Genomic DNA, 21,487 nt, shown 5'->3' on the forward strand with positions numbered 1-21,487 from the left:
TGTTTTTTTGCACGGACAGCTTTTGCCGCATGCTGCATTACTGGGATACCGGCCTGCCGATGGCAGACTTTGTGAGCATCTGCTGGAACTTGCGTGCCGCCGTGTTCAGCGGGCGGTGGCGGTCATACACCAGACAGATGCTGCGCTCCGGGATGATCTCCTGCAGATGGAGCTGCACCAGCTCCCCGCGTTCCAGCAGTTCTTTTGCCATGGGTTCCGGCACAAACGCAATGCCCAGTTCGCTTTTGACCAATGTCAGCATCTGGTCGGTGGTGGCGGCCTCGGTGTCCGGCTTCAGCACCGCGCCATGCTCCAGAAAGAACTGTCTGTAGAAGCTGCGGGTCATGCTTGTATCGCTGAGCGAGATCAGCGGATAATTTTTCAGCTCCTTCAAACTCAGGTTCTGGCTGGCAAGGGCCGTAAATGTCCTGCCGCCCACCAGCACCTCGTAGAATGCTTTCAGTTCCACCATTTTCAAGCTGCCGTCCACCTCTGCCGGGGTGGATACAACGGCAAAATCCACCTCGCCGTTTTTCACAGCCTGCACGGCCTGCGGCGTGGAGTGGTTGGAAATGCGCAGCCGGATGCCGGGGTACTCGGTGTGGAAGGCGCGCAGCTTCTCCGAAAGATAGATATTCAGAGCCGTCTCGGTAGCACTGATGCTGATGGCTCCGTGTTCCAGCGTAGCGCTGGCGCTCAGCTCTTCCTCCGCATCCTGGATCTGCACCGCCGCCGATGCAATGCGGGAATAGAGCAGCTCTCCTTCCGGCGTCAGGGTAACGCCGCGGTTGGAGCGGATGAACAACACACAATTCAGCTGGCTTTCCAGCCGGTTCATGGCGTGGGTGATGTTGGGCTGATTGCTGCCCAGCACCCGCGCGGCCTTGGTAAAGTTCTGATACTTTGCCACATAGTAGAAGATCTTATAATATTCCCAGTCCACGTACATGGAGCGCCCTCCTCTTTCATGCAAAAAAGATATTGTTTCTATGTGCAGGATTCATTTTACACATCCTGTATCTCCTCGTATCATAACACCAAAATCAAAATTTGCAAGAGGGAAATCCAAAAGCCCCTCAAGTCCGTTTTGAACCGCAGCGTTTTCGGGCCGACAGGATCTGCCGTGACAAAGTTTCCCGCATGGATATTGACAATCTGCACGATTTCTGCTATCCTATTTCAGGACGGCGATCTTCTGCCGTCCTGAATAGGCTGGTGTGGCGCAATGGCAGCGCAACTGATTTGTAATCAGTGGGTTGCAGGTTCAACTCCTGTCACCAGCTCCAAGAAAAATCCTGCGATATACCGTTAAAGCGGCGGCGTGTATCGTGGGATTTTTGCTTTTCTATGCGTTGTGAAACGCCCGGAAAGTGCGACAGCTCCCCACAAGAAAATCCCACCAGAAACGGCGAAGATCGTCATCTAGTGGGATTTTTTATGTCATTGTGCCGCTGCGCGGCACGCACTTTCAGCCCTTCGGCAAAGACGGGCATACCCGGCGCTTTCACTTTTGCGGCAATGAGGTCGGTTCAAACCGGCGCAGCTTGCTGCCATCCAGTCTGCACAGTGGCTGACCGGTGGCGTGCGCCAGCGTGCAGGCACTGCCCGCCACATCGCCCATGTCAATGACCGTGGGCAGGATGCGGACGCTGGCCTGCATCAGGAAGGTGGTGGAAATGCAGCGGCCCGCCACGATCAGGTTCTCGGCTTCGTCTGTGACCATGCTGCGGTAAGGGATCTCGTAGTAATCGCCGTGCTGGTAGGTGTTCTGGTGGAACAGTCCCTTTTTGTTGGAGTGCACATCAATGTACCAGTCCCCCTTGACCAGACCATCCGGGAAGCGCGCCTGCCGGGTGTAGTCCTCCTCGGTCAGCAGGTAGTTGCCCTTGAGCCGCCAGCTCTCGCGCACGCCCAGCATGTCCGCTGTCTGCAGCAGATAGCTGTGCGCAAAGCCCGGCATCTTTGCCTGCAGAAAACGCACCAGACGGCCGATCTTCTCGTGTCCCTCTGCAATGGCGGCAGAGCGGGCCAGTGCATCGGTGTTCTGCTTCAGGCTGGGGAGATGCGGGCAGTTGAAGGCCATGCAGCCGGGCTTGTTGGGCAGGCTGAAGCACTGGTAATAGCGCAGGTCCTCCTCGGTGAGCAGGCCCTCGGCTACGCCCTCGCGGAAGATGGGCTCCAGCTTGAAGCTGCGTCCTGCCACCATGGCAGACTCGAAGAAATAGCCGGTCTTGAGGGGAGAGAATTCGTCGTGCAGAGACAGCACATATTCGCGGTATTTTTCCACATCGATGCCGCCCATGATAAAGCGCAGACTGCTGACCTGATTGTCCCCGTTCTCATCGCCGGAGCTGGTGGGCACGCCAGCCATGCGGGTGAGCACAGCATCACCGGTAGCATCCACAAAGTTTCCGGCTGCAATGGCCTGCAGACCGTTCACGGTCATCACCACGATGTACCGGATGTGCTTGTCCTCGCACACAGCATCCACCAGTGTGGCGTCATACAGCAGCCTGCCGCCGTTGCTGACATACAATTCCTCAAAAGCATCGCTGAGCTGATCCGGTGCAAACCAGATCATTGTGGTAATGCCGTCACGGGTGGTGACACCGTGCCTGTTCAGGGTCTCCTCTACCCTGTGCAGCACCTCCAGATGTTCCACATAGGTGGGCATCATGGGGCACACCAGCGCACGGGAAGCCGTGCCGCCCAGAAACGCCCCCTTTTCCACCAGCAGGACCTTCTGCCCGTCGATGGCGCAGCGGATGCCGGCTGCGGCACCGGCAGCACCGCCGCCCACCACAACAGTATCATAGTGACCCAGAAGGGGCAGCTGCCTGCCCAGATATTCAATGCTTTCCATGTTGCGCCTCCAACAATTGATGATAGGTATGGGCAAAGCCGTGTGCGCCGATCTCGGAAAGGGCACGGATGCCGGTCTTGCCCAGACGGAGCGGGCCGATGCTGATCATGGGCACCTGATAGTCCCGGCTGGTCAGGCCCAGCTTGTTCCACTCCAGAAAGTGATAATATTCATGGCTGAGAATCAGGTTCTCCGCTTCCATGCGGGTCATTTTGTTCTGCTGCGCCCACAGGTCCACCGATCTGAGATAGAGGGTGACGCAATTTTTGCCCGCCACATAGTCGCTGAAATAGCGCTGGTTACCGGAAACAAAGTCGATGTCCCGCTCCACCACCGTCAGTCCGTTTGCCTTGCAGATGGCAAAAAAATCCGCACTGCCGCCGCTTTGCGCAAAGACATCCCTTGCCGCGGCGCAGCCTTTTTCCCATGCGGCATCCACGATGCGGGCGCGGTCTGCCTCCGGGATGCGGGGGCAGCACGGGTCGTAGGAAAGCTCTTTTTCCGCCAGATCACGGCCGGGAAAAGGCAGTGCATAAGACGACATGGCAGCCTCCTTTGGTCGGTCAGGAATCGATGCGCAGGGTCGCAGCCACAATGACCGGAGTTTTGGCATCGTAGCCGTTCAGCTCCACATTGGCAAGGCTGTAGATCTGCTCCTCGCTGGACATGCCGGACAGGTCGATGATGCGCTTGCCCAGCACGATGTACACATTGGGGTAGTTGGTGCCGCCGTCGTTGTAGACGGTCAGCTCTTCCAGCATATAGGCGACCGCATCACGCCAGCTGCTGATATCGGCCTGACGCACCGTGGCGTTGGCCTTCTGCAGGCGGATGACCCCCTCTTCGTCGATCAGGCGCAGCGGATGAGAGGTCTTTTTCATCAGGCCGAACAGCTTTTTCTCCACCTTATCCGCCGTCACTGCGCACATGTTCTCGCTTCTGGCTGCGATATGCAGGGCCTTGGGGTCCATGCTCAGGTTCTCTGCCGCCAGTTCCAGCAGCTTGTCCTCGGTCAGTTTTTCGGCGCTGCGGTTCTTGCTGCGCAGCTCGGTAGCACCCACGGCGATGGCGCGGATCACGTTGCGCTGGGTATCCACCTCCACGGTCACTTCCACAGAACCGGGCGCGGCTCCGTTCCGGATGGCCTTCTGCTCGGCCTCCCGGCGCACACTGATGATGTCATTGTCGGTGGGGTTGGAAACGCTGCGCTCCACCATATCACGCACCATGGCCAATGCCACGCCGATGGTGGAAATGACCGGGCCGTTCTTTGCCAGACGGCTCTTGTGATGCATGGTCTCGGCCAGGTGCGGCACCACGCTGGCAGCGCCACCGCCGCCGCCCACGAACACGGTGTGCTGGGGATCATGTGGTAGTCCTTCATCAGCTGGGCAGCTACCCTGCTGTTTTTGGCGGCGGCAAAGCCCAGCACCTTGCGGGCAGCTTCTTCCACGGTGCAGCCCATGTTGTCTGCCAGCGGCTTCCACGCCTTGCGGGCGGCTTCCACGTTGCCATAGGCATAATCGCCGGGCTTGACGTAGCCCGCAATGTTGGCAGCGCCGGACATGGTAAGGCAGACCCTGACGCCGTTGTCGCACTCGATGCTGGCGTACTCCGGGTCGCCGGGCATGGGGCTCACGGGCACCAGACGGGGGTTCTGGATCTTGTCGGCATCGGTGAATACCTCATAGTCCAGACCGGCGATGTGGGCGCTGCGGGGGCCGGTATCGCAGGCCTTGCCGTCCTTCACCTCCACCATGCTGCCGCCGCCGATGCCGACGGTGCGCACGTCCAGACTGTTCAGGTAGGTCTTGTGGCCGCCCACCTCGGCGTACTTGATCATCACCTTGCCGTCCTTGACACAGGAGATGTCGGTAGAGGTACCGCCCACCTCAAAGAACAGGCCATCGGTCAGCTTTTCGTACATCAAAGCACCGGCAACGCCTGCGGCAGGGCCGGAGAGGATGGTCAGGATGGGGCGGCTGCGCACCTCGTCCACGGTCATCACGCCGCCGTCGCAGCGCATGACCATCAGCGGGCTCTTGATGTCCGCATTTTTGATGCTCTGGTCAGTCATGGTGGCGGCATCCAGCATCTTGGGCATGATGCTGGCGTTGATCACGGCGGTGCGGGTGCGGACCTTCAGACCGTACAGCTTGGAGATCTTGTTGGTCGCTGTGGCAGGCAGGCCCATTTCACCGCAGATCTCGACCACCCGGTTCTCGTTCTTCGGGTCGTCCACGCTGAAGGCCTCAGCGGCAACAAAGGTCTGTGCCCCCTGCTCCTGCAGCTTCTGGATAGCCGCGCGGATGCTGCCGTCCAGATCCGGTGCATTGGTGTCCACATATTCGTTGTAGCTCCGCAGGTACTTGCCCTCAGACAGCTCGATGTCCCCCATGGTGGTATCGCTCTTGCTCTTTGCGCCCTGCAGGCCGCTGCCCAGCGTGATGATGCCGACGGGGGCCACATCGCCCTCCAGCAGGGCGTTGGTGGCCTGCGTGGTGCCGTGGGCGATGAAGATGACATCCTCCGGCCGGATCTCGCACTGCTCCATGACCTTGTGCAGCACCTGTACGATGCCGGCAGCAACGCCCTCGGCAGCGGTATGGGTGGTGGGGACCTTTACGCTTCCAACGACCTCAAAGGTCTCGTTATCAATGGCAACGGCGTCGGTGAAGGTACCACCGACATCAATTCCGATACGGACTTTCATAAAGCAAAAACCTCCTGTTTTTCCTTTTTCTTTGCTGCTTTTCGAGCCCGGGCAGATCCGGATATAAGAATGGGCGGTCCCAGCATCTCGCGAAGATGGAACGACAAACGCGCGGGATACTCGGACCGCCCATGCAGCGGGCTGCGTACAGCCCGCTGCAGACGGCTTGTGGGGGAGAAAACAACTCAGAAGTAGAGCATCGCGCCCAGAATGACGCCGACGATGGACACTGCCCACAGATACGGCAGCATCTTCTTGGTGCAGGTGTTCACGTCCACTTCGCAGAAGTTTGCGGTCCAGACGTTCTGGGTGTTGGTGGGGTCGCCGCCGCACTGGATGCGCTCAGCCGCCAGGAAGGCAGCCATGACAGCCAGCGGGTTCAGGGTGCCCAGACCAATGATCAGTGCTGCGATGCCGGAGCCGAGGCCAAACATGTTCATGGGGCCGCGGTACAGCGCCAGAGGTGCCAGAATGGCGAAGAAGATAATGTAGGGCACGCGGCTGGTGGGAACGATGGCCAGCAGCAGCGGGTTCAGAACTTCCTTGACGCTTGCGTTGGTGACAGCCAGGAACAGGATGCCGATGCCGACCATCAGGATGACGGCGGGGCCTGCATCGGTGATGCCGTCGTAGCAGGTCTTGGTCATCTGGTTCATGGCCTTGCTGAAGCTCTGCGAGGTGAAAAGCAGGCACCAGATGATGCCAACGGTGAATGCAGGCGTGACAGGCACTTTCAGGAAGGCGACCAGCACGATGGGGATCAGCGGGGTGATCATGGCCAGACCGCCGCGCACACCGGTGAGCTGCTTTGTGGGCTTTGTGTTGTCCACGGGAGCGGAGAATGCGAACTTGATGCCGTTGCGCTTGAACTCCACGATGACCATGATGAGGGTGGCGATGGCAGTCGCTGCCATCAGGTAGATCTCAAAGCCCTGAATGTCGGCGATGTCCAGCGAGAAGATGCTTGCAAAGCTCTTCCAGTTTGCAATGTTGCAGGCAAGGCCGGTGGTGAATGCCATCAGGAAGATGCAGGCTGCGCTTGCAGCGGGCACACCAACAGAGATGAGGATGGGCAGCACGATGGAGCCTACCATGATGATGGAGCCCAGACCGCTCAGGGTGGTGAACAGGACAGCGGTGGCCACAACCATGATCAGGGTGACTACCAGCGGACGGTCGCCGCCCAGCTCAGCGCTCTTTTTGATGATGTTCTCGGTGACGCCGGTCTTGTTCATCAGCTGACCCAGCCATGCACCAAAGATGGTTGCCATGATGGCGCTGCCCATACGGACGGTGCCGGCTTCAAACACAGTGGTCAGCCAGCCGATCTCTGCGCCGTCCGCGTTTTTGCCGAACATCGGCACACCGGCGATGATGCAGATGACGACAGCCATCAAAGGAAGCGCCAGCAGAGTAGGGATCTTCTTGGTCATCATCAATGCCGCGACGACCAGGAATGCCACAACGATCAGAATGCCTTGTAACATAGTTCTGCTCCTTTTTTTGCGGGGGCAAGCCCCCTTTATTCTCACCGTAAACCACGGCAAGTTTCATTTTCAGGCGTCCGTGCTGCACAGCAGACTCTGACGCAGATCCGTTGCCATAAAGGCAGGCGTATGGACAGGATCCGGGTTCAGCACCACCGGACGCATCTCCGGGCTTTTCAGCTTCTGCACCACCCCGCGCATGAACGCCGGGCTTGCAGCCGCCGGGCCGGAGAGATACAGCTTCTCGATCACGAACAGCGAGCAGAGCAGCCGTGCCACATTGCTCAGCCGCACCGTAAAGCAGCTCACCGGGCTCTGCTCACTTTTCAGCGCTGCCGCCTGCTGAGCGGGCGGTTCAGCTTCAAAGTTCTGCGCCAGCTCCAGCAGAGAGCCGCCTTCGGGCAGCAGCAGACCTGTGATGTCTGCCTGTCCCTCGCTGCGCAGTGCCACCGGCTGTTCCTTCTGCACGATCTGCACCACGGCCCGGTCGCCAAGGTCGATGTGTGCATAGTTGGAACCTACCGACTTGCCAGCCTCTGCCAGTGCACGGCTCACGGTATAGACCCGGCTGTATTCCTCCACGATCGGCACTTTGAACTGGGTAAACAGCGCCTCCCGCAGAGAAATGGTCGCCGCGGTATAACCGGTGGAGTACATCACGCGGAACTCGCTGATCTCGGTGTCGTCCTGAAACAGCAGCCCGATGCTCTTCATCTTGCCTGCGTGGAGCTCCTCCATGGAAAAGCCCTGAAAGATTGCATCAGAGATCGAAGTCAGCAGCTCGTTTCCATCCCCGCCGTGGTCGGGCAGCACCGTGCGGAACACACACTGCAAAGCCATGTCGTAGAGATATAAAACCGCATGGCTGCGGCCGATATCCACCACAACGACCCTGCCATAGTCCGGACAGATGGTCAGTCCGGCACGGCTGCGCCCTGCCGTTGCGGCACGCAGGCCGCTCTCCTGCACGACGCCCTCTGCCAGCAGCTCTCCCACCAGCGCCGTGATGGTGCTGGGAGAAAGCCCTGTCTGTTTTGCCAGTTCGATCCGGGAGAGCCCGCCCTCGGTGAGCAGTGCCCGCAAAATCAGGCGGCGGTTCTTCTCCTTTACTGTCCGCAGGCTGGATTTTTTCATAGTGGTGATTCCTTTCAGACCCCATTGTCTTCGCTTATTTCGGATTATGAAATAAGCACTGTCTACAGAATAACACGCTGTTTGGGATACATCAATACTTTTTTCGGATTCCGAAATAATTTAGCGTCCTGAACATTTTCAAGGTATGTTTTTTGTGCATTTTTCTCTCAAAAAAATGTTGGAACGTGTTCCGTTCCTGTCACCAGCTCCAACAAGCTCCGGGACACCTTGATCCCGGGGCTTTTCACTTACTTCCGTCCCCTGCAAGAAAATTTCCTCAAAAAACATTGACAAACCCTTGCCCCAGTGGTAATATATACAGGCAGTCTGTGAGACTGCGAATTGAATATGGGCGTGTTCCCGAGTGGCCAATGGGGACAGACTGTAAATCTGCTGCTTTCAGCTTCGGTGGTTCGAATCCACCCGCGCCCACCAAAAAGACCAGCGTAGAAAATACGCTGGTTTTTTGCTTTATCCGGTATCTCAAGTTTCACTCTCAAGGGTGGATTCGAACAGCTGCGGCGACGTCGCTGAAGACGGCGCAAAAACAGCCCAGTGCAACAGCGACGACCGCTGCCAGCGGCAGAAGCAGGGAGGAGCTGTTTGGGCTGCGGCCAGCAGGATGCGCGTGCCGCCCAAGGCACGACGCAGCCGCTGGGAGCCGCGACCCGGGTTCCTTTTTGTTTTGCGCGGCTCGCGACATCCACCCGCGCCCACCAAGAAATAGCACCTAGAAACGTTGGTTTCTTGGTGCTTTTCTTTTGCTGAAACCCACTCTTAAACCCACTTCTTCAGAAAACCGTTCAAAAAAACAACTGAAAAGATGAGCTTTTGAGTCGCTTTTATGCTCTCACCACCGCGTTGTACAGCATCTCCAGAAACTGCACCGCGCTGGGCGCACCGGTCAGCGGGTAGCCTGCCAGCTGCTGCACATAGGCGGGGTTTGTGTCCCACGCGGTTTTCGTAGCCCTGCGGATCGCGCTCTGGATTGCCTTAGGGTCACAACATCGCTGATCTGCAATCGGAGTGTAGCTCTCTTTCTCCACAGCCTGCAGGCGGTCCTCCTGCTCATAGATCAGTTCGATACACCGGAGCAGGATGCTGTAGGCGCTCACATTGCGTGTGGTGCCCATCGGGCGCAGCAGGTCATTGACTTGAGCGGACAAATCTGAAACGATCATAGTTGACACATCCTTTCTTTATGCGTCAACTCTAACCGAAAAGTTTTCAAAACACATCAAATACGCCGAAATATGTCGTTTTATGTCTCAATACGTCATACAAACAAAAACAGCCCCGAGGAACCGTCAGGCTCCCCGGGGCTGATGCTATGTATGGCCGTTTTGGACTGGGCGGCTTACTTCCCCTGTGCCTTCAGCTTGTCGTAGGTCTGGTCTGCCTGAAGGGCTGCGGGGGGAAGCTGTTGTTCTTCCACCACGCGACCAGCGCGGCAACGGTGGTGATACTGGCGGTGACCAGCTGCTCCACGATCTGGCTCTCGATGGGCAGCACGGGCTTATCGCGGTTCTCTTTCCGCACGGGACAAGGCGGAGTACGCGCCGCCCGCCGCATGGAACCGTTTACAGGGCTCGAACCTGCCGCTTCCGGTTTTGGAGACCGGCGCTCTTCCAACATGAGCTAAAACGGCATGAAAAAACCACTATGAAGCCTTTTTTCGGGGCACATAGTGGTTAAAATGGGGCATTTCCGTGAATGAAAGCTTACTTTTTGGGGTGCGGGTGCGGCGTGTATTTGTCGTCCTGCGCCTGCTGCACGGCGGATGCAATCATGAAGAACAGCCGGGCACCGTTCAGAAGAATGATCTCAAGCAGGGCGAGGATCATCAGAGTGATAAGAACTGTAGTAACCATAGCGTGCCTCCTAAAAATGGGCAAAAGAAAACCACCGTCCGGGTGGATGGTGGTTAAGGTTATTCGATGCCGGGCGGGAGCTTGCCAATCCCTTTCAATGCATCATAGGCACAGCGCGATGCAAGTTGCTCAGGCGGAACATCATTGTCGTATGCTTCACATGCTTCATCATACGAGTGGTCAATTGGATGTTTCAGCAATGTTTCTTGAAGCTCTTTAATTACTTCTGGTGTGAAATAATCACTCATAGAACCGGATGCCATATTTTTTCATCTCCTTGATTGAATCATGAATTATGGATTCGGCTTCCTGAAGCAGTTGTTCGTCAGGCAATTGTTCCCTTGGAATGTCACTCAATGCATTTACTTTTGTGAAAAGCCGGGAAGAAATAGCCTTGATTGTATTCGAATCATACTCTGATGTTTTCTCAATCGCGTAAATGTGCCCGTTATGACCAACTGCGGTCAGAAGTTTTATAGAATCGTCGTGTGCGAAGTTGTACAAATCGCCCTGCGAAAAAAATACTGCAATCGGGATGGGTGTGAATGAAGATATGCGGAACCGCTGTTTTTGGAGGTTTCACGCTTCCGCCACGAGCGGGCCCGATGATATCCTTCGTCAGCGGCTTCATCTTGATGTCGAACACCCTTCCCACTTCAACATTTTCCGGTTGCTTTGAAGCGACCATGAGAAGGCGCTTGTGGGCATTTTTCAACTGCTGCTGCCCGGCGGCATCCAGCGTGTCACAGCTGAATGCCTTAACATTTGCGATTGACTGCATTGTAACAGGTTTCGCCTTTGTGTTCAAGCTGCTGTATATACAGATATGCTTCCTGAGACCGCTGTCTGTCTTGCTTGGCTGACAGGCAGGTCATGTGCAGCCAGGCATCCCCCTCTGTTCGCAATGCCGGATTCTTTTGCATTTCGTTCCAGATTGCAGAGGGCTCATCAAGCTGTAGCACTTCACTTTTGGTCATTTTTCAATCCCTCGATAAAATGATAGAGCTGCGGATCCTTCTCTTTCAGGGCAGAGGGCTCCTGATAAAAAGCGCGATACCCTTCACTGAAATATTCCTTCAGCATATCTTCATTGATCTGCATCGTTCCGGCTTTAAAAATTCCATCCGTGGGAGATTCATATAGCCGTCCCTGATACTCAGATATGAATTTGCTGTTCTGAAGGAGATAAACCGCTTGTGTATAGGTACTATCATCATACACGATTTTAGAAAGATCTTCAACATCAATCCCGGATTTTCAAATAACCCACTTTGCAACCCACTTTTTTGGCTCAATCCGGGTAAGCAACGCTTTGCGCAGAACAGTAAAACTCAGAAAAATCGCATGATTTCTGTGCTTTTTTCTGCTGAAAATTTGCACAGATAATAGCCAGGCTCGTTCGAATCCACCCGCGCCCACCAAAAAACCTCAACGTATGAAAGTACGCTGAGGTTTTTGTTTTACTGCAAAGTCAGACTCACTGGGCGGGTGGATTCGAACAACAGCGGAGCCGACCGCCGCCTGCGGCGGAAACAGGGAGGCGAGGCTGGGGCAGCGCTCCGCTTTTTCAAAGCCCTGCCAAGGGGGCTGCAGAAAAAGCGGCAAGCGCAACTCGTAAGGCCCGCCGAATGGTCCGGCGGGCAAAAAAGCCCCTGCGGGGCTTTTTTAGATGCGCGGCTCGTGATATCCATGAAAAATGCGCAAACAAAAACCACCGTCCGGGTGGATGGTGGTTCGGTAATCGCGTAAGAGACAGGCTTCACCTTGAAACGGGCGGGACGTCGGCGGGGTCAGCGGGCAAGAGCCTGCTGGATCTTGGCAAAATCCTCCAACGTGAGAGCCTCCGGGCGGATGCGGGCGTCAAACCCCGCAGCTTCAATGGCGGCAGTCACTGCGTCCTTGGGCATCCCCAGACCACTGGCAATGGCGTTGGCGGCGGTCTTGCGGCGCTGACCAAAGGCGGCGCGCACCAGTGCAAAGTAGCCTTCTTCGTCCTCCACCTGCACGGCGGGCTGCGGACGGATCTCCATGCGCACCACAGCGCTGGTCACTTTGGGTGCCGGGTAAAAGCTGCCGGGCGCGGCAGTGAACATCATTTTGGAGGTTGCGTAGTAGCTTACGGCGCAGCTGATGGCGCTGGAGGCCCGGGTACCGGGCGCAGCAGCCAGACGGTCTGCGGCTTCCTTCTGCACCATAACGGTCAGGCTCTCGATGGGCAGACGATCGCCCAGCAGCTTCATGACGATGGGGCTGGTGATGTAATACGGCAGGTTGGCACACACCGCCACCGGCATTCCGGGAAACTCTTCTGCAATGAGCGCCTTCAGATCCACTTTCAGTACATCCTGTAATACCAGCTTGAAATTGTCCACTCCAGCCATCGTTTCGGCCAGCAGCGGCGGCAGGCGTTCGTCCACCTCGATGGACACCACCTTGGCAGCACGCTTTGCCAGTTCCCGGGTCAGCACGCCGATGCCGGGGCCGATCTCAATGACGCCATAGCGCCGATCTACGCCGCTGGCATCCACGATCTTGGGCGGCAGACCCGGGTTGATGATAAAATTCTGTCCAAAACCCTTGGAGAGTGCAAAATCATATTTTTCGCACAGGGCACGGATCACCGAGAGGTCGGTCAGTTCGGGCATAGATTCCATCCTTTTTCATAGTACGATTTGAATGCCCTCCGCGTCGCTTTGGGCATATTCAGCGGAAATATTATTATAATATGGCAACCCAGCCAGACCCGCAGGTCTGGCTGGGTTGCATTTTCACGAGAAGGGGTCGGTACGGTAAACGGGAGCGCTGCGGGGCGCTCCAAAACGCTTTTTCGCGTGAGGAGTCGGTACGGCAAACAGCACTGCAATAAACCGGGTTACTTTTTTACAAGAAGAAGCCCATGCAGCATTTCTGCCGGTTTTATCTTTTACTCCGCACTGGACGCAGCTTCACTGCTTGTTTCCGCTTGGGCAGAAGAAGCCGTTTCTTCAGAGGACGCGTTCTCCGGCTCAGCAGCGGCGCTGTCCGCAGATTCGGATGCAGCCGCCGAGGAAGCCGCGTCGTTGACGCCGCCCAGAGTCGTGGTACCGCTCAGCTGCTGTGCTGCGCTGACCGCACGCTGGATCTGCGGGTCGGTCTCCGGGGTGTAATCATAGAAGTTGGTGGTCTCTTCTGCGGTCAGAGCCTTTTCCACATCCACACTCAGACCGGTGCCGTCAAAGCAGGAGCCGTCGCCACAGATGAGCTTTGCCACCGTGATGCTCACCGCACTGCCGTCCGAAAGGCGCTGCGGGCTGCTCTGGATGGTGCCCTTGCCCATGGTGGTGGTGCCCACCAGACGTGCACCGTTCATGGTGTGCAGGCTGGCGGCAAACAGCTCTGCTGCGCTGGCGGTGTTCCCGTTCACCAGACAGACGATGGGCAGGTCTACCCTGCTCTCGTTATCACTGCTGCCAATGATCGTGCGGTTGCCGTTCTTATCCTCAGCATAAGCCACCGTGCCCTCCGGAGCGATCAGGTCGATGCAGCTGACGGCATCATCCAGCACGCCGCCGCCGTTGTCGCGCAGGTCGAACACAAAGCTCTGCGCCCCGCTGGCGGTCAGGGAACGAATGGCATAATCCAGTTCACTGGGCGTGCTGCCGTCGAACTGGCGGATCCTGATGTAGCCCACGCTGTCCAGCATCTGATAATCCACGGTGGTGCTGGTATAGCCGGAGTGGGTCAGGTCTGCCGTTTTGGAGGCCGCTTCGCTGTTGAGCCATGTCACATTGACGGTCGTGCCGGCTTCGCCCTGCAGGCGGGCCTGCACAGCGTCCACGCCGGAAAGGCTCTTCACCTCGGTGCCATCAATGGCGGTGATGTAGTCCCCTGCCACGATGCCGGCCTCCTGTGCAGGCGAGTCCTCGTAGACCTTGGTCACCTTTGCGTAGCCGGTCTGGTCGATGCCCAGCTCCACTCCAATGCCCATCACCTTGCCGCTCTGCTGATTCATCAGCTCCGTGTAAGCGATGGCGCTGTAGTAGCGGGCGTACTTGTCGCCCGTGCCCAGCAGGTAGCCAGCCGTCAGGCGGTCATACAGCACCGTTTCGTCGATGGGATAGTAGTCGTTGCTGCGCACATAGCGGTCCACCTCGGCCACCTTGTTGTACATGCTCTCCTTTTCCTTCACGCTGCTGACAGTGCTGTCAAACAGCCGCATGGCGATCAGCATGGTGATGGAAAAGGTCACGGTCATAGCCAGGATCACAATGGTGACGGCCATGCCTACAGAGATCTTACGGTTCATGCCTTGCTCCCTCCTGTCAGAACAGCAGCATCATCAGCACACTGCCCAGCAGCGAAAGTGCAAACACGCCTGCCAGCAAAAGGCAGCCGATGCGCAGCAAACGCTTATGTTTTTGTTCGTTCATAGAATACCAGACTCCTTATAAATACACTCAGTTGTGCGGGAACGGGATATAACCGCGCGGATTGACCGCATTGGCCTTTTTGCCGCCCTTCCAGACCTCCAGATGCAGGTGGTTGCCGGTAGAGTTGCCGGTAGAGCCAACGTAGCCGATCAGCTCGCCCTGCTTGACATACTTGCCTGCGCTGGTGGCGACCGACCTCATATGGCCGTACAGGGTGCTGTAGGCATTGCCGTCCGACATGCTGCCGTGATAGATGATGACATAGTTGCCATAGCCGCCGCTGGACCAGCCTGCCACCTGCACATAGCCGCTGGCGGCTGCGTAGATGGGCGTACCGCCCGGGGCCGCCAGATCGATGCCGGCATGCAGCCTGTTGACGCCGGACACCGGATTCTTACGCCAGCCGTACTCGCTGGAAACGCGGGTATAGCTCTTCAGCGGGCAGGCAAAGCCGGTAAAGCTCAGCTGCGGCTTACTGGATGCAGCCGCTGCGATCGACTTCTGGATCTCTTTTTTGACTGCCTCATAGTTCAGCTCGTCCGATTCAATGGCCGCCTGCGCTGCCTTCTGGGCCTTCTGGGCGTCCTGTGCAGAGAGCTGTGCCGCAGAGATGCTGCTGTTCAGCTCGCTCTGCTTGGCCTTCATCTGGTAGTTCTGGGTATCCAGCTCTGCCTTCTGGCCCTTCAGCTCCTTGCGCTGGGCTTCCAGCTCCACCTTATCTGCTTCCAGAGCGCTCTTGGCGGCCTTCATATTGTCCATGATCTCGGTATCTTTGATGGAGATATCCTGCATGACCTCGTTGAAGGTCAGCAGCTCATACAGGTCGTTCACCGCGCTCAGCATGGCCACACTGCCGCCATCGCGCAGCTCCTGCATCGCCGCCATATGCTTTTTGAAATCGTCCCACTGGCCGTCGATCTCGGTCTGCTTCTGGGTGATCTCCGCTTCCTTGGCGCTGATCTTCTGCTCGGTCTGGCCGATGCTGTTCTGCACCGCCGCAATCTGGGTGCTCAGCACACCGATCTGAGACTGAATGACGCCCACGCGCTCCTTCAGCTCACTTTCCAGCGCCTTTGCCGCAGTTTCCTTTTTCTTTGCGTCCGAAAGCTCCTTTTTGTGCTGGTCGATGGATTTGGAAAGGCTGTTCAGCTTGTTCTGCAGGCTGGCCATACTGGTGGCTGCCGTGGCCGGGTGAAAGCTTACGCTTGCCACAAGGCACGCGGCCGCCAGACACAGGCTGACGCCCCGCAGCAGCTTACTGCGGGCAGGCTCCGGCCGGGCATGGCGCGGCGTGTAGCCGGGCAGTTGAAGCCGGAAGGGCTTTGCATGAAGTGCTTTTTTCATGTGCGGCTCCTTTCCATCATACATTCAGGTGTTTGCGGATGGAGAACATGCTGCCCAGACCACCCACAACAGCACCGCCGATGAGGCTGTACGGGATGATGGTGGACCAGACGGCGCTCACCGGCACAAGAGCCTGACCCATGATCATTTCCCATACGCCGCCCAGACCATCGGAGGCCTGCACCATATAGGAGTAGCCGCCCAGACTAATCGCTGCAGTGAGCACACCGGAGATCAGGCCCATGGCCAGACCCTCCACAAAGAAGGGCAGGGTGACAAGGCTGTTGGTGGCGCCCACATACTTCATAATCTCGATCTCGCGGCGGCGGGCAAACACGCTCAGGCGGATGGTGCTGCCCACGGTGATGATGCTGACCACCATCAGCACCAGCACGATACCGCGGCCCACTTTGGTAACAGAGCGCTGCACCTGCACAAAGACATTGGTCATTTCCACGGGAGCGGTCACGCTGTATACCCCTTGGATGGCCTGCATCTTCTTGCTCATTTCCTCCATCTGGCTCAGGTCTGCGATGGAGACGCGGTAGTTTGCCTTGAAGGGGTTGTCATTTTCAAACTCGTCCCACAGGGAGGAGTAATCTTCCATGTAATTGCGGTAGGTGTTCAGCACGTCCTGCTTGGAGACGAACTGCACATTGGTCACGCCGGGCATGGCAGACAGCTTTTCGCCCACAGCCTGAGCGGTGGCATCGTCGCACTCCGGGTCCAGGTAGACCACGGTCTCGTTCTGGCTGCCCAGATAGTTGACCATGCTGTCCACGTTCACCTCTGCAAGGCTTGCAAAGGTGTTCAGGGTCATACAGACGCTGAGGGACAGGATGCACACACAGGTCATGGCCCAGTGCTTGCCCAGATTGCACACGCCGCGCCGGACCAAGAAAAAGAAGGTAGAAGGTCTCATCATACGGTGGCCGCCTCCTTTTCTGCAGTGTTTTTCGGTTCCAGCTCGGTCTCAAACAGGCGCTCCCGGCGCTCTGCCCGCTCCCGGATGGCTTCCTTGTCGGCAGGCACGTCCGAAATGATGCGGCCCTTTTTCAGGGTAACGACCCGCTGATGGAACTGACGCACCAGCTCGTGTTCATGGGTGACGACCACAACGGTGATGCCCATTTCGCTCACCCGCTCCAGCAGCTCCATCATTTCCAGACTCAGCTCCGGGTCGATGTTACCGGTGGGCTCGTCCGCAATGACCAGCTTGGGGCCGTGGGCAAGTGCACGGGCCACAGCCACGCGCTGCTGTTCGCCGCCGGAAAGGGTGTCCGGATAAGCCTTGGCCTTATCCTCCAGATGCACCAGTTCCAGCATGTACTCCACACGGTCACGGATCTCCTTGCTCTTGACATTGGTGACGTGCATGGCAAAAGCGATGTTCTCGTACACGGTCATGGTGGGGATCAGGCGGAAATCCTGAAAGATAATGCCCATCTGACGGCGCAGATACGGCACCTGATGGCGGCGCAGCCGGGCAACATCCTTGCCCAGCACAGTCACCTTGCCTTCGCTGGGCAACTCCTCGCGCAGCAGCAGCTTGAGCAGGGTGGATTTGCCTGCGCCGGAATGGCCCAGCAGGAACACGAACTCGCCATCGTCCACATGGAGGCTGATGTCGTCCAGTGCAAGCGGTCCGCCCCGTTTATATTCCTTGGAAACGTGTTCTAAATCGATCATAGGGTAATATTAGCTCCTGACATTAAAATCTGTTTTCACAGCAAAAAGAACCGGCCAGCATCGGTTGCGAGCGGCCGGTTCTGCACCGCAGGCAGAGCCTGCAGCCTATTAGTATTTGGCCGGATTGTTGGACAGGTACTTTTTGACCATCAATGCTACCTTGAAGACGATAGCATCGTCGAACTCACGCAGATCCAGGCCAGTCAGCTTTTTGATCTTTTCCAGACGATACACCAGCGTGTTGCGGTGCACGAACAGGCCGCGGCTGGTTTCCGACACATTCAGGTTGTTCTCAAAGAAACGCTGGATGGTGAACAGGGTCTCCTGATCCAGGCTCTCGATGCTGCCCTGCTTGAACACCTCACGCAGGAACATCTCGCACACGGTGGTGGGCAGCTGATAGATCAGGCGTGCAATGCCCAGATTATCGTAGCGGATGATTTGCTTTTCGGTGTCGAACACCTTGCTCACTTCCATGGCGATCTGTGCTTCCTTGAAGGAGGTAGCCAGATCCTTCACGTTGGAAATGGGGGTGCCGATGCCCACCACAGCCTTGATGTAGTGCTCGCCGGACAGGGTATCCACGATGCTGGCAGCCAGCTTTTCCATATCCGTGCGGTCGATGCCCTTACGGATCTCCTTCACCAGCACCGTATCCGTCTCACTGATGTTGAACACAAAGTCCTTCTGCTTATCCGGGAACAGGCTGCTGACCACATCATAGGCGGAGATGTCGCCGCCGGAAGTCACGCGCACGATGAACACCACGCGGGAAACATCGGTGGCAAAGTGCAGCTCACGGGCCTTGGCATAGATATCGCCGGGCAGGATATTATCCAGCACCACATTCTTGATGAAGTTGGACTTATCGAACTTCTCATCGTGGTACTGCTTGATGCTCTGCAGGCTGATGGACAGCATGGCGGCAAACTGACCAGCCGTCTCGTCCACGCCCTCCACGAACACTGCATAATCGTTATGCTTGGCGCTGGAGAACTGCTGATAGGTGTAGCCATCGCGCACGAAGCGGTCCCCCGCCGTCAGGCGCTCTGCCATGAAGCCCTCGCGCACCTCGCCGATCAGGTTCAGCTCCGAGCAGGAAATGACAGCGCCGGTCTCATCCACCACGCCGACCACCCGGTTGATCGCATCTTTCATCTGGTAGATCACGCTTTGAAATACTCTATTGGCCATAATGGATACCCCTTTTCCTCGTTTGTGCAAACCGCAGCGGCAGCCGGTCGTGATTTTCAACAATTTAGCTGCATTACATTTTATGTTTTACACAAAAGAATTTACTTTTGCAACATATTTCAACAAAAAAGATAGTTTTTTCTTGTGAATATTATCTCTCAGGGGTTTTTCAAGCCAAAAAAGTGCCTTTTTGCGTGGTTCTGGCCTCTATTTTACCGGCAAAATGTGTTGCTTTTTTGAAATCCGGGTGAAAAGCGCGCCCTCTCAGATGGTAATTTTTGACACTTCTTCGGCAGAAAGCTCCCGCCACTGCCCCGGTGCAAGGGCCGCATCCAGCGCAAGGCCGCCGATGGCGTCCCGGTGCAGGCCGTTCACACCTGCGCCGTACACGCCGAACATCCGCTTGATCTGGTGGTAGACCCCCTGCCGCAGCACCACCCGCACGGTCAGGCCGTCGGCAGAAAGGGCCGTGACCTCCGCAGGCGAAAGCGCTGTGCCGTCCGCCAGCGTGACCCCGGCGGCAAAGCCGGTGCGCATCTCCTCGGTCAGCGGCGTGTCCAGCACCACGGTGTAGGTCTTGGAGACGTGGCGCTTTGGAGCAAGGATCTCGTGGGCAAAGGTGCCGTCATCGGTCAGCAGCACAAAGCCGGTGCTGGTCTTGTCCAGCCGCCCCGCCGGAAACAGCTGCCGCCGCGGGTAGGCGTCCCCCACCAGATCCACCACGGTGGTGTCCCGCTTGTCCGTGGAAGCGCTCACCACTCCCTCGGGCTTGTTGAGCATCAGGTACACAAACTGCTGGTAATTCAGGGCTTTGCCGTCCACGGCCACCGTATCGGTTTCCCTGAGCTGGGTGTCCCCTTTTTTGCAGACAGCACCGTTCACCTGCACCCGCCCTTTGGAAAGCAGCGCCTTGGCCTCGCTACGGGTGCACTGGGCCGTCTCGGCTAAGTATTTATCCAATCGCATATGCGGTTCTCCTTTGTTGATGATGCTCCCAGTGTAGCATGACAGCGGATTTTTCTCAAGGGGGACAGGCATCAAAAAAGGCCGCCGCCTTTCGGCGACGACCTTTTAATATTTACTGCAGCTCCCCGGCAGGACGGCAGGAAGTTTCTCCAGCAAATGTCCTGGGGGGGGGATGGGACCCTGCCGCCGCAGGCGGTAGGGCGGGACTGGAGTCCCAGGCTGTTCGCGGAGAAAGCTCCCTGATGGCCTGCCCTATTACACGCTCAAGGATGCGTGCTGCTCCACGGCATCGGGGTTGGCATCGAAGATGGGCTTGAGCACATTGGCGATGAACTCCTCCACCTGCTGCGGTGCACGGCCCACAAAGTTTTCCGGCACAAGGCCCGCCACGATCTCCTCGCGGGTCAGGCCAAAGGCGGGGTCGGCAGCGATGCGGTCCACCATATCGTTGGGCAGGCCCTCTTCCTTGACCTGCTTACCGGCGGCGATGGCGTGCTGACGCAGGCGCTCGTGCAGCTCCTGACGGTTGCCGCCCTTTTCCACAGCCTGCATCATGATGTTCTCGCTGGCCATGAAGGGCAGCTCTGCCATCAGACGGCTGCGCACCACCTTGGGGTACACCACGATGCCGTCGGTGACGTTGAGCATGATGTTCAGGATAGCGTCGGTGGCAAGGAAGCCCTCAGCCATGGCGACACGCTTGTTGGCGCTGTCGTCCAGCGTGCGCTCAAACCACTGGGTGCCGGTGGTAAAGCTGGGGTTCAGCACATCCACCATCAGATAACGGCTCAGCGCGCAGATGCGCTCACAGCGCATGGGGTTGCGCTTGTAGGGCATGGCGGAAGAACCGATCTGGTTCTTTTCAAACGGCTCTTCCATCTCCTTGAAGTTAGCCAGCAGGCGCAGGTCGGTGGCAAACTTCATGCAGCTCTGGCCAATGCCGGCCAGTGCATTCAGGATGAATGCGTCCACCTTGCGGCTGTAGGTCTGGCCGGACACGGGGATGACCGCTTCGGGCGCAAAGCCCATCTCCCTGGCGATGGAAGCATCCACGGCGCGGATCTTATCGGCGTCGCCCTTGAACAGCTCCATAAAGGAAGCCTGCGTGCCGGTGGTGCCCTTGACGCCGCGCAGCTGCAGAACGGCAAGACGGTGGTCGATCTCCTGCAGATCCATCACCAGCTCGTTGGCCCACAGGGTGGCGCGCTTGCCCACGGTGGTGGGCTGAGCAGGCTGGCAGTGGGTGTAGGCCATGCAGGGCATGTCCTTGTATTCCTCAGCGAAGCGGCCCAGCTTTGCCAGCACACCGATCAGCTTTTTGCGCACCAGCTCCAGACCCTGACGCATCACGATGATGTCGGTGTTGTCGCCCACGTAGCAGCTGGTGGCACCCAGATGGATGATGCCGGCTGCCTTGGGGCACTGCTGGCCGTAGGCGTAAACATGGCTCATCACGTCGTGGCGCACCAGCTTTTCGCGCTCAATGGCCACTTCATAGTTGATATCGTCCACATGGGCTTCCAGCTCGGCCACCATATCGGGGGTGATGTTGGTCAGGCCCTGCTCCATTTCGGCCCGGGCCAGCGCCACCCACAGGCGGCGCCATGTGCGGAACTTGTTGTCGTCCGAGAAGATATACTGCATCTCGTCCGAGGAATAGCGGGTGGAAAAGGGGCTGATATAACGATCATGCTGAGACATTGGTTATTTCCTCCTGAAAGTGACTCCCCCAGTCGCCTTCCGGCGACAGCCCCCTCGGGGAGGGGGCCTTTCAGCCTCCCTCTCCAAGGGAGGTGGCATCGCGTCAGCGATGACGG

20 protein-coding genes and 3 tRNA genes are annotated in these 21,487 nt (G+C 57.5%); 2 read left to right on the forward strand and 21 right to left on the reverse strand.

What is annotated here, in order from left to right; translation table 11 throughout:
* Nucleotides 1–37: 37 nt before the first annotated feature.
* A complete protein-coding gene (locus ACKXF7_RS14960; protein WP_339396268.1) occupies nucleotides 38–949 on the reverse strand; it encodes a LysR family transcriptional regulator in 912 nt (303 codons plus the stop codon).
* A gap of 262 nt (nucleotides 950–1,211) precedes the next feature.
* Here ACKXF7_RS14960 and ACKXF7_RS14965 point away from each other — a divergent pair.
* A tRNA-Thr gene (locus ACKXF7_RS14965) sits at nucleotides 1,212–1,286 on the forward strand.
* A 218-nt stretch (nucleotides 1,287–1,504) separates the two neighbouring features.
* Here the strand turns inward: ACKXF7_RS14965 and ACKXF7_RS14970 are convergent.
* From ACKXF7_RS14970 to ACKXF7_RS14990, 5 genes are all read right to left on the reverse strand, one after another.
* The gene (locus tag ACKXF7_RS14970) at nucleotides 1,505–2,863 is read right to left on the reverse strand and encodes an FAD-dependent oxidoreductase (RefSeq protein WP_339396284.1); all 1,359 of its coding nucleotides are present in this window, start codon (nucleotides 2,861–2,863) and stop codon (nucleotides 1,505–1,507) included.
* The gene (locus tag ACKXF7_RS14975; RefSeq protein WP_339396285.1) at nucleotides 2,850–3,407 is read right to left on the reverse strand and encodes a hypothetical protein; all 558 of its coding nucleotides are present in this window, start codon (nucleotides 3,405–3,407) and stop codon (nucleotides 2,850–2,852) included. Before ACKXF7_RS14975 ends, ACKXF7_RS14970 begins: the two co-directional genes overlap by 14 nt.
* A gap of 561 nt (nucleotides 3,408–3,968) precedes the next feature.
* Complete coding sequence (locus tag ACKXF7_RS14980; protein ID WP_423741743.1) at nucleotides 3,969–5,576, reverse strand: hydantoinase/oxoprolinase family protein; 1,608 nt, start codon at nucleotides 5,574–5,576, stop codon at nucleotides 3,969–3,971.
* Between the two features lie 185 nt (nucleotides 5,577–5,761).
* Nucleotides 5,762–7,063 carry a C4-dicarboxylate ABC transporter gene (locus ACKXF7_RS14985; protein WP_249238310.1) on the reverse strand — a complete coding sequence of 434 codons (1,302 nt, stop codon included), beginning with the start codon at nucleotides 7,061–7,063 and terminating at the stop codon, nucleotides 5,762–5,764.
* A 69-nt stretch (nucleotides 7,064–7,132) separates the two neighbouring features.
* Nucleotides 7,133–8,197: a winged helix-turn-helix domain-containing protein gene (locus tag ACKXF7_RS14990; RefSeq protein ID WP_423741744.1), complete on the reverse strand. Its 1,065-nt coding sequence runs from the start codon at nucleotides 8,195–8,197 to the stop codon at nucleotides 7,133–7,135.
* 350 nt (nucleotides 8,198–8,547) lie between these two features.
* Between ACKXF7_RS14990 and ACKXF7_RS14995 the strand changes: the two genes are divergently transcribed.
* Nucleotides 8,548–8,632 (forward strand) — tRNA-Tyr (locus ACKXF7_RS14995).
* 407 nt (nucleotides 8,633–9,039) lie between these two features.
* On the opposite strand, the gene ACKXF7_RS15000 is transcribed toward ACKXF7_RS14995, so the two are convergent.
* From ACKXF7_RS15000 to purB, 15 genes are all read right to left on the reverse strand, one after another.
* Nucleotides 9,040–9,378, reverse strand: coding sequence for a sporulation initiation factor Spo0A C-terminal domain-containing protein (locus tag ACKXF7_RS15000; RefSeq protein ID WP_423741745.1), 339 nt, complete (start codon nucleotides 9,376–9,378; stop codon nucleotides 9,040–9,042).
* Nucleotides 9,379–9,571: 193 nt separating this feature from the next.
* Nucleotides 9,572–9,709 carry a phage holin gene (locus tag ACKXF7_RS15005; RefSeq protein WP_348583893.1) on the reverse strand — a complete coding sequence of 46 codons (138 nt, stop codon included), beginning with the start codon at nucleotides 9,707–9,709 and terminating at the stop codon, nucleotides 9,572–9,574.
* 59 nt (nucleotides 9,710–9,768) lie between these two features.
* Nucleotides 9,769–9,845 (reverse strand) — tRNA-Trp (locus ACKXF7_RS15010).
* A gap of 73 nt (nucleotides 9,846–9,918) precedes the next feature.
* The gene (locus tag ACKXF7_RS15015) at nucleotides 9,919–10,068 is read right to left on the reverse strand and encodes a hypothetical protein (protein WP_348583895.1); all 150 of its coding nucleotides are present in this window, start codon (nucleotides 10,066–10,068) and stop codon (nucleotides 9,919–9,921) included.
* Nucleotides 10,069–10,127: 59 nt separating this feature from the next.
* The gene (locus tag ACKXF7_RS15020) at nucleotides 10,128–10,331 is read right to left on the reverse strand and encodes a hypothetical protein (RefSeq protein WP_348583896.1); all 204 of its coding nucleotides are present in this window, start codon (nucleotides 10,329–10,331) and stop codon (nucleotides 10,128–10,130) included.
* A gap of 185 nt (nucleotides 10,332–10,516) precedes the next feature.
* Entirely contained in the window at nucleotides 10,517–10,849 is a 333-nt protein-coding gene (locus tag ACKXF7_RS15025; protein WP_423741746.1) for a hypothetical protein, read from the reverse strand.
* A gap of 182 nt (nucleotides 10,850–11,031) precedes the next feature.
* Entirely contained in the window at nucleotides 11,032–11,289 is a 258-nt protein-coding gene (locus ACKXF7_RS15030; protein ID WP_348583901.1) for a hypothetical protein, read from the reverse strand.
* A gap of 569 nt (nucleotides 11,290–11,858) precedes the next feature.
* A complete protein-coding gene (rsmA, locus tag ACKXF7_RS15035; RefSeq protein ID WP_339396039.1) occupies nucleotides 11,859–12,713 on the reverse strand; it encodes a 16S rRNA (adenine(1518)-N(6)/adenine(1519)-N(6))-dimethyltransferase RsmA in 855 nt (284 codons plus the stop codon).
* A gap of 278 nt (nucleotides 12,714–12,991) precedes the next feature.
* On the reverse strand, nucleotides 12,992–14,353 hold the full coding sequence (locus tag ACKXF7_RS15040) for a S41 family peptidase (protein WP_423741747.1): 1,362 nt from the start codon (nucleotides 14,351–14,353) through the stop codon (nucleotides 12,992–12,994).
* A gap of 151 nt (nucleotides 14,354–14,504) precedes the next feature.
* Nucleotides 14,505–15,821: a murein hydrolase activator EnvC family protein gene (locus tag ACKXF7_RS15045; RefSeq protein WP_348583907.1), complete on the reverse strand. Its 1,317-nt coding sequence runs from the start codon at nucleotides 15,819–15,821 to the stop codon at nucleotides 14,505–14,507.
* Nucleotides 15,822–15,837: 16 nt separating this feature from the next.
* Nucleotides 15,838–16,746: a cell division protein FtsX gene (locus tag ACKXF7_RS15050; RefSeq protein WP_423741748.1), complete on the reverse strand. Its 909-nt coding sequence runs from the start codon at nucleotides 16,744–16,746 to the stop codon at nucleotides 15,838–15,840.
* Entirely contained in the window at nucleotides 16,743–17,510 is a 768-nt protein-coding gene (gene ftsE, locus ACKXF7_RS15055; protein ID WP_423741749.1) for a cell division ATP-binding protein FtsE, read from the reverse strand. Before ftsE ends, ACKXF7_RS15050 begins: the two co-directional genes overlap by 4 nt.
* A gap of 108 nt (nucleotides 17,511–17,618) precedes the next feature.
* On the reverse strand, nucleotides 17,619–18,704 hold the full coding sequence (locus tag ACKXF7_RS15060) for a PucR family transcriptional regulator (protein WP_005944450.1): 1,086 nt from the start codon (nucleotides 18,702–18,704) through the stop codon (nucleotides 17,619–17,621).
* Nucleotides 18,705–18,968: 264 nt separating this feature from the next.
* Nucleotides 18,969–19,670 carry a pseudouridine synthase gene (locus ACKXF7_RS15065; protein ID WP_249238293.1) on the reverse strand — a complete coding sequence of 234 codons (702 nt, stop codon included), beginning with the start codon at nucleotides 19,668–19,670 and terminating at the stop codon, nucleotides 18,969–18,971.
* Between the two features lie 255 nt (nucleotides 19,671–19,925).
* Nucleotides 19,926–21,371 carry an adenylosuccinate lyase gene (gene purB / locus ACKXF7_RS15070; protein ID WP_120120281.1) on the reverse strand — a complete coding sequence of 482 codons (1,446 nt, stop codon included), beginning with the start codon at nucleotides 21,369–21,371 and terminating at the stop codon, nucleotides 19,926–19,928.
* Nucleotides 21,372–21,487 lie beyond the last annotated feature (116 nt).

The sequence above is a fragment of the Faecalibacterium sp. 7 genome (assembly GCF_049562865.1).
Taxonomy (GTDB): domain Bacteria; phylum Bacillota; class Clostridia; order Oscillospirales; family Ruminococcaceae; genus Faecalibacterium; species Faecalibacterium wellingii.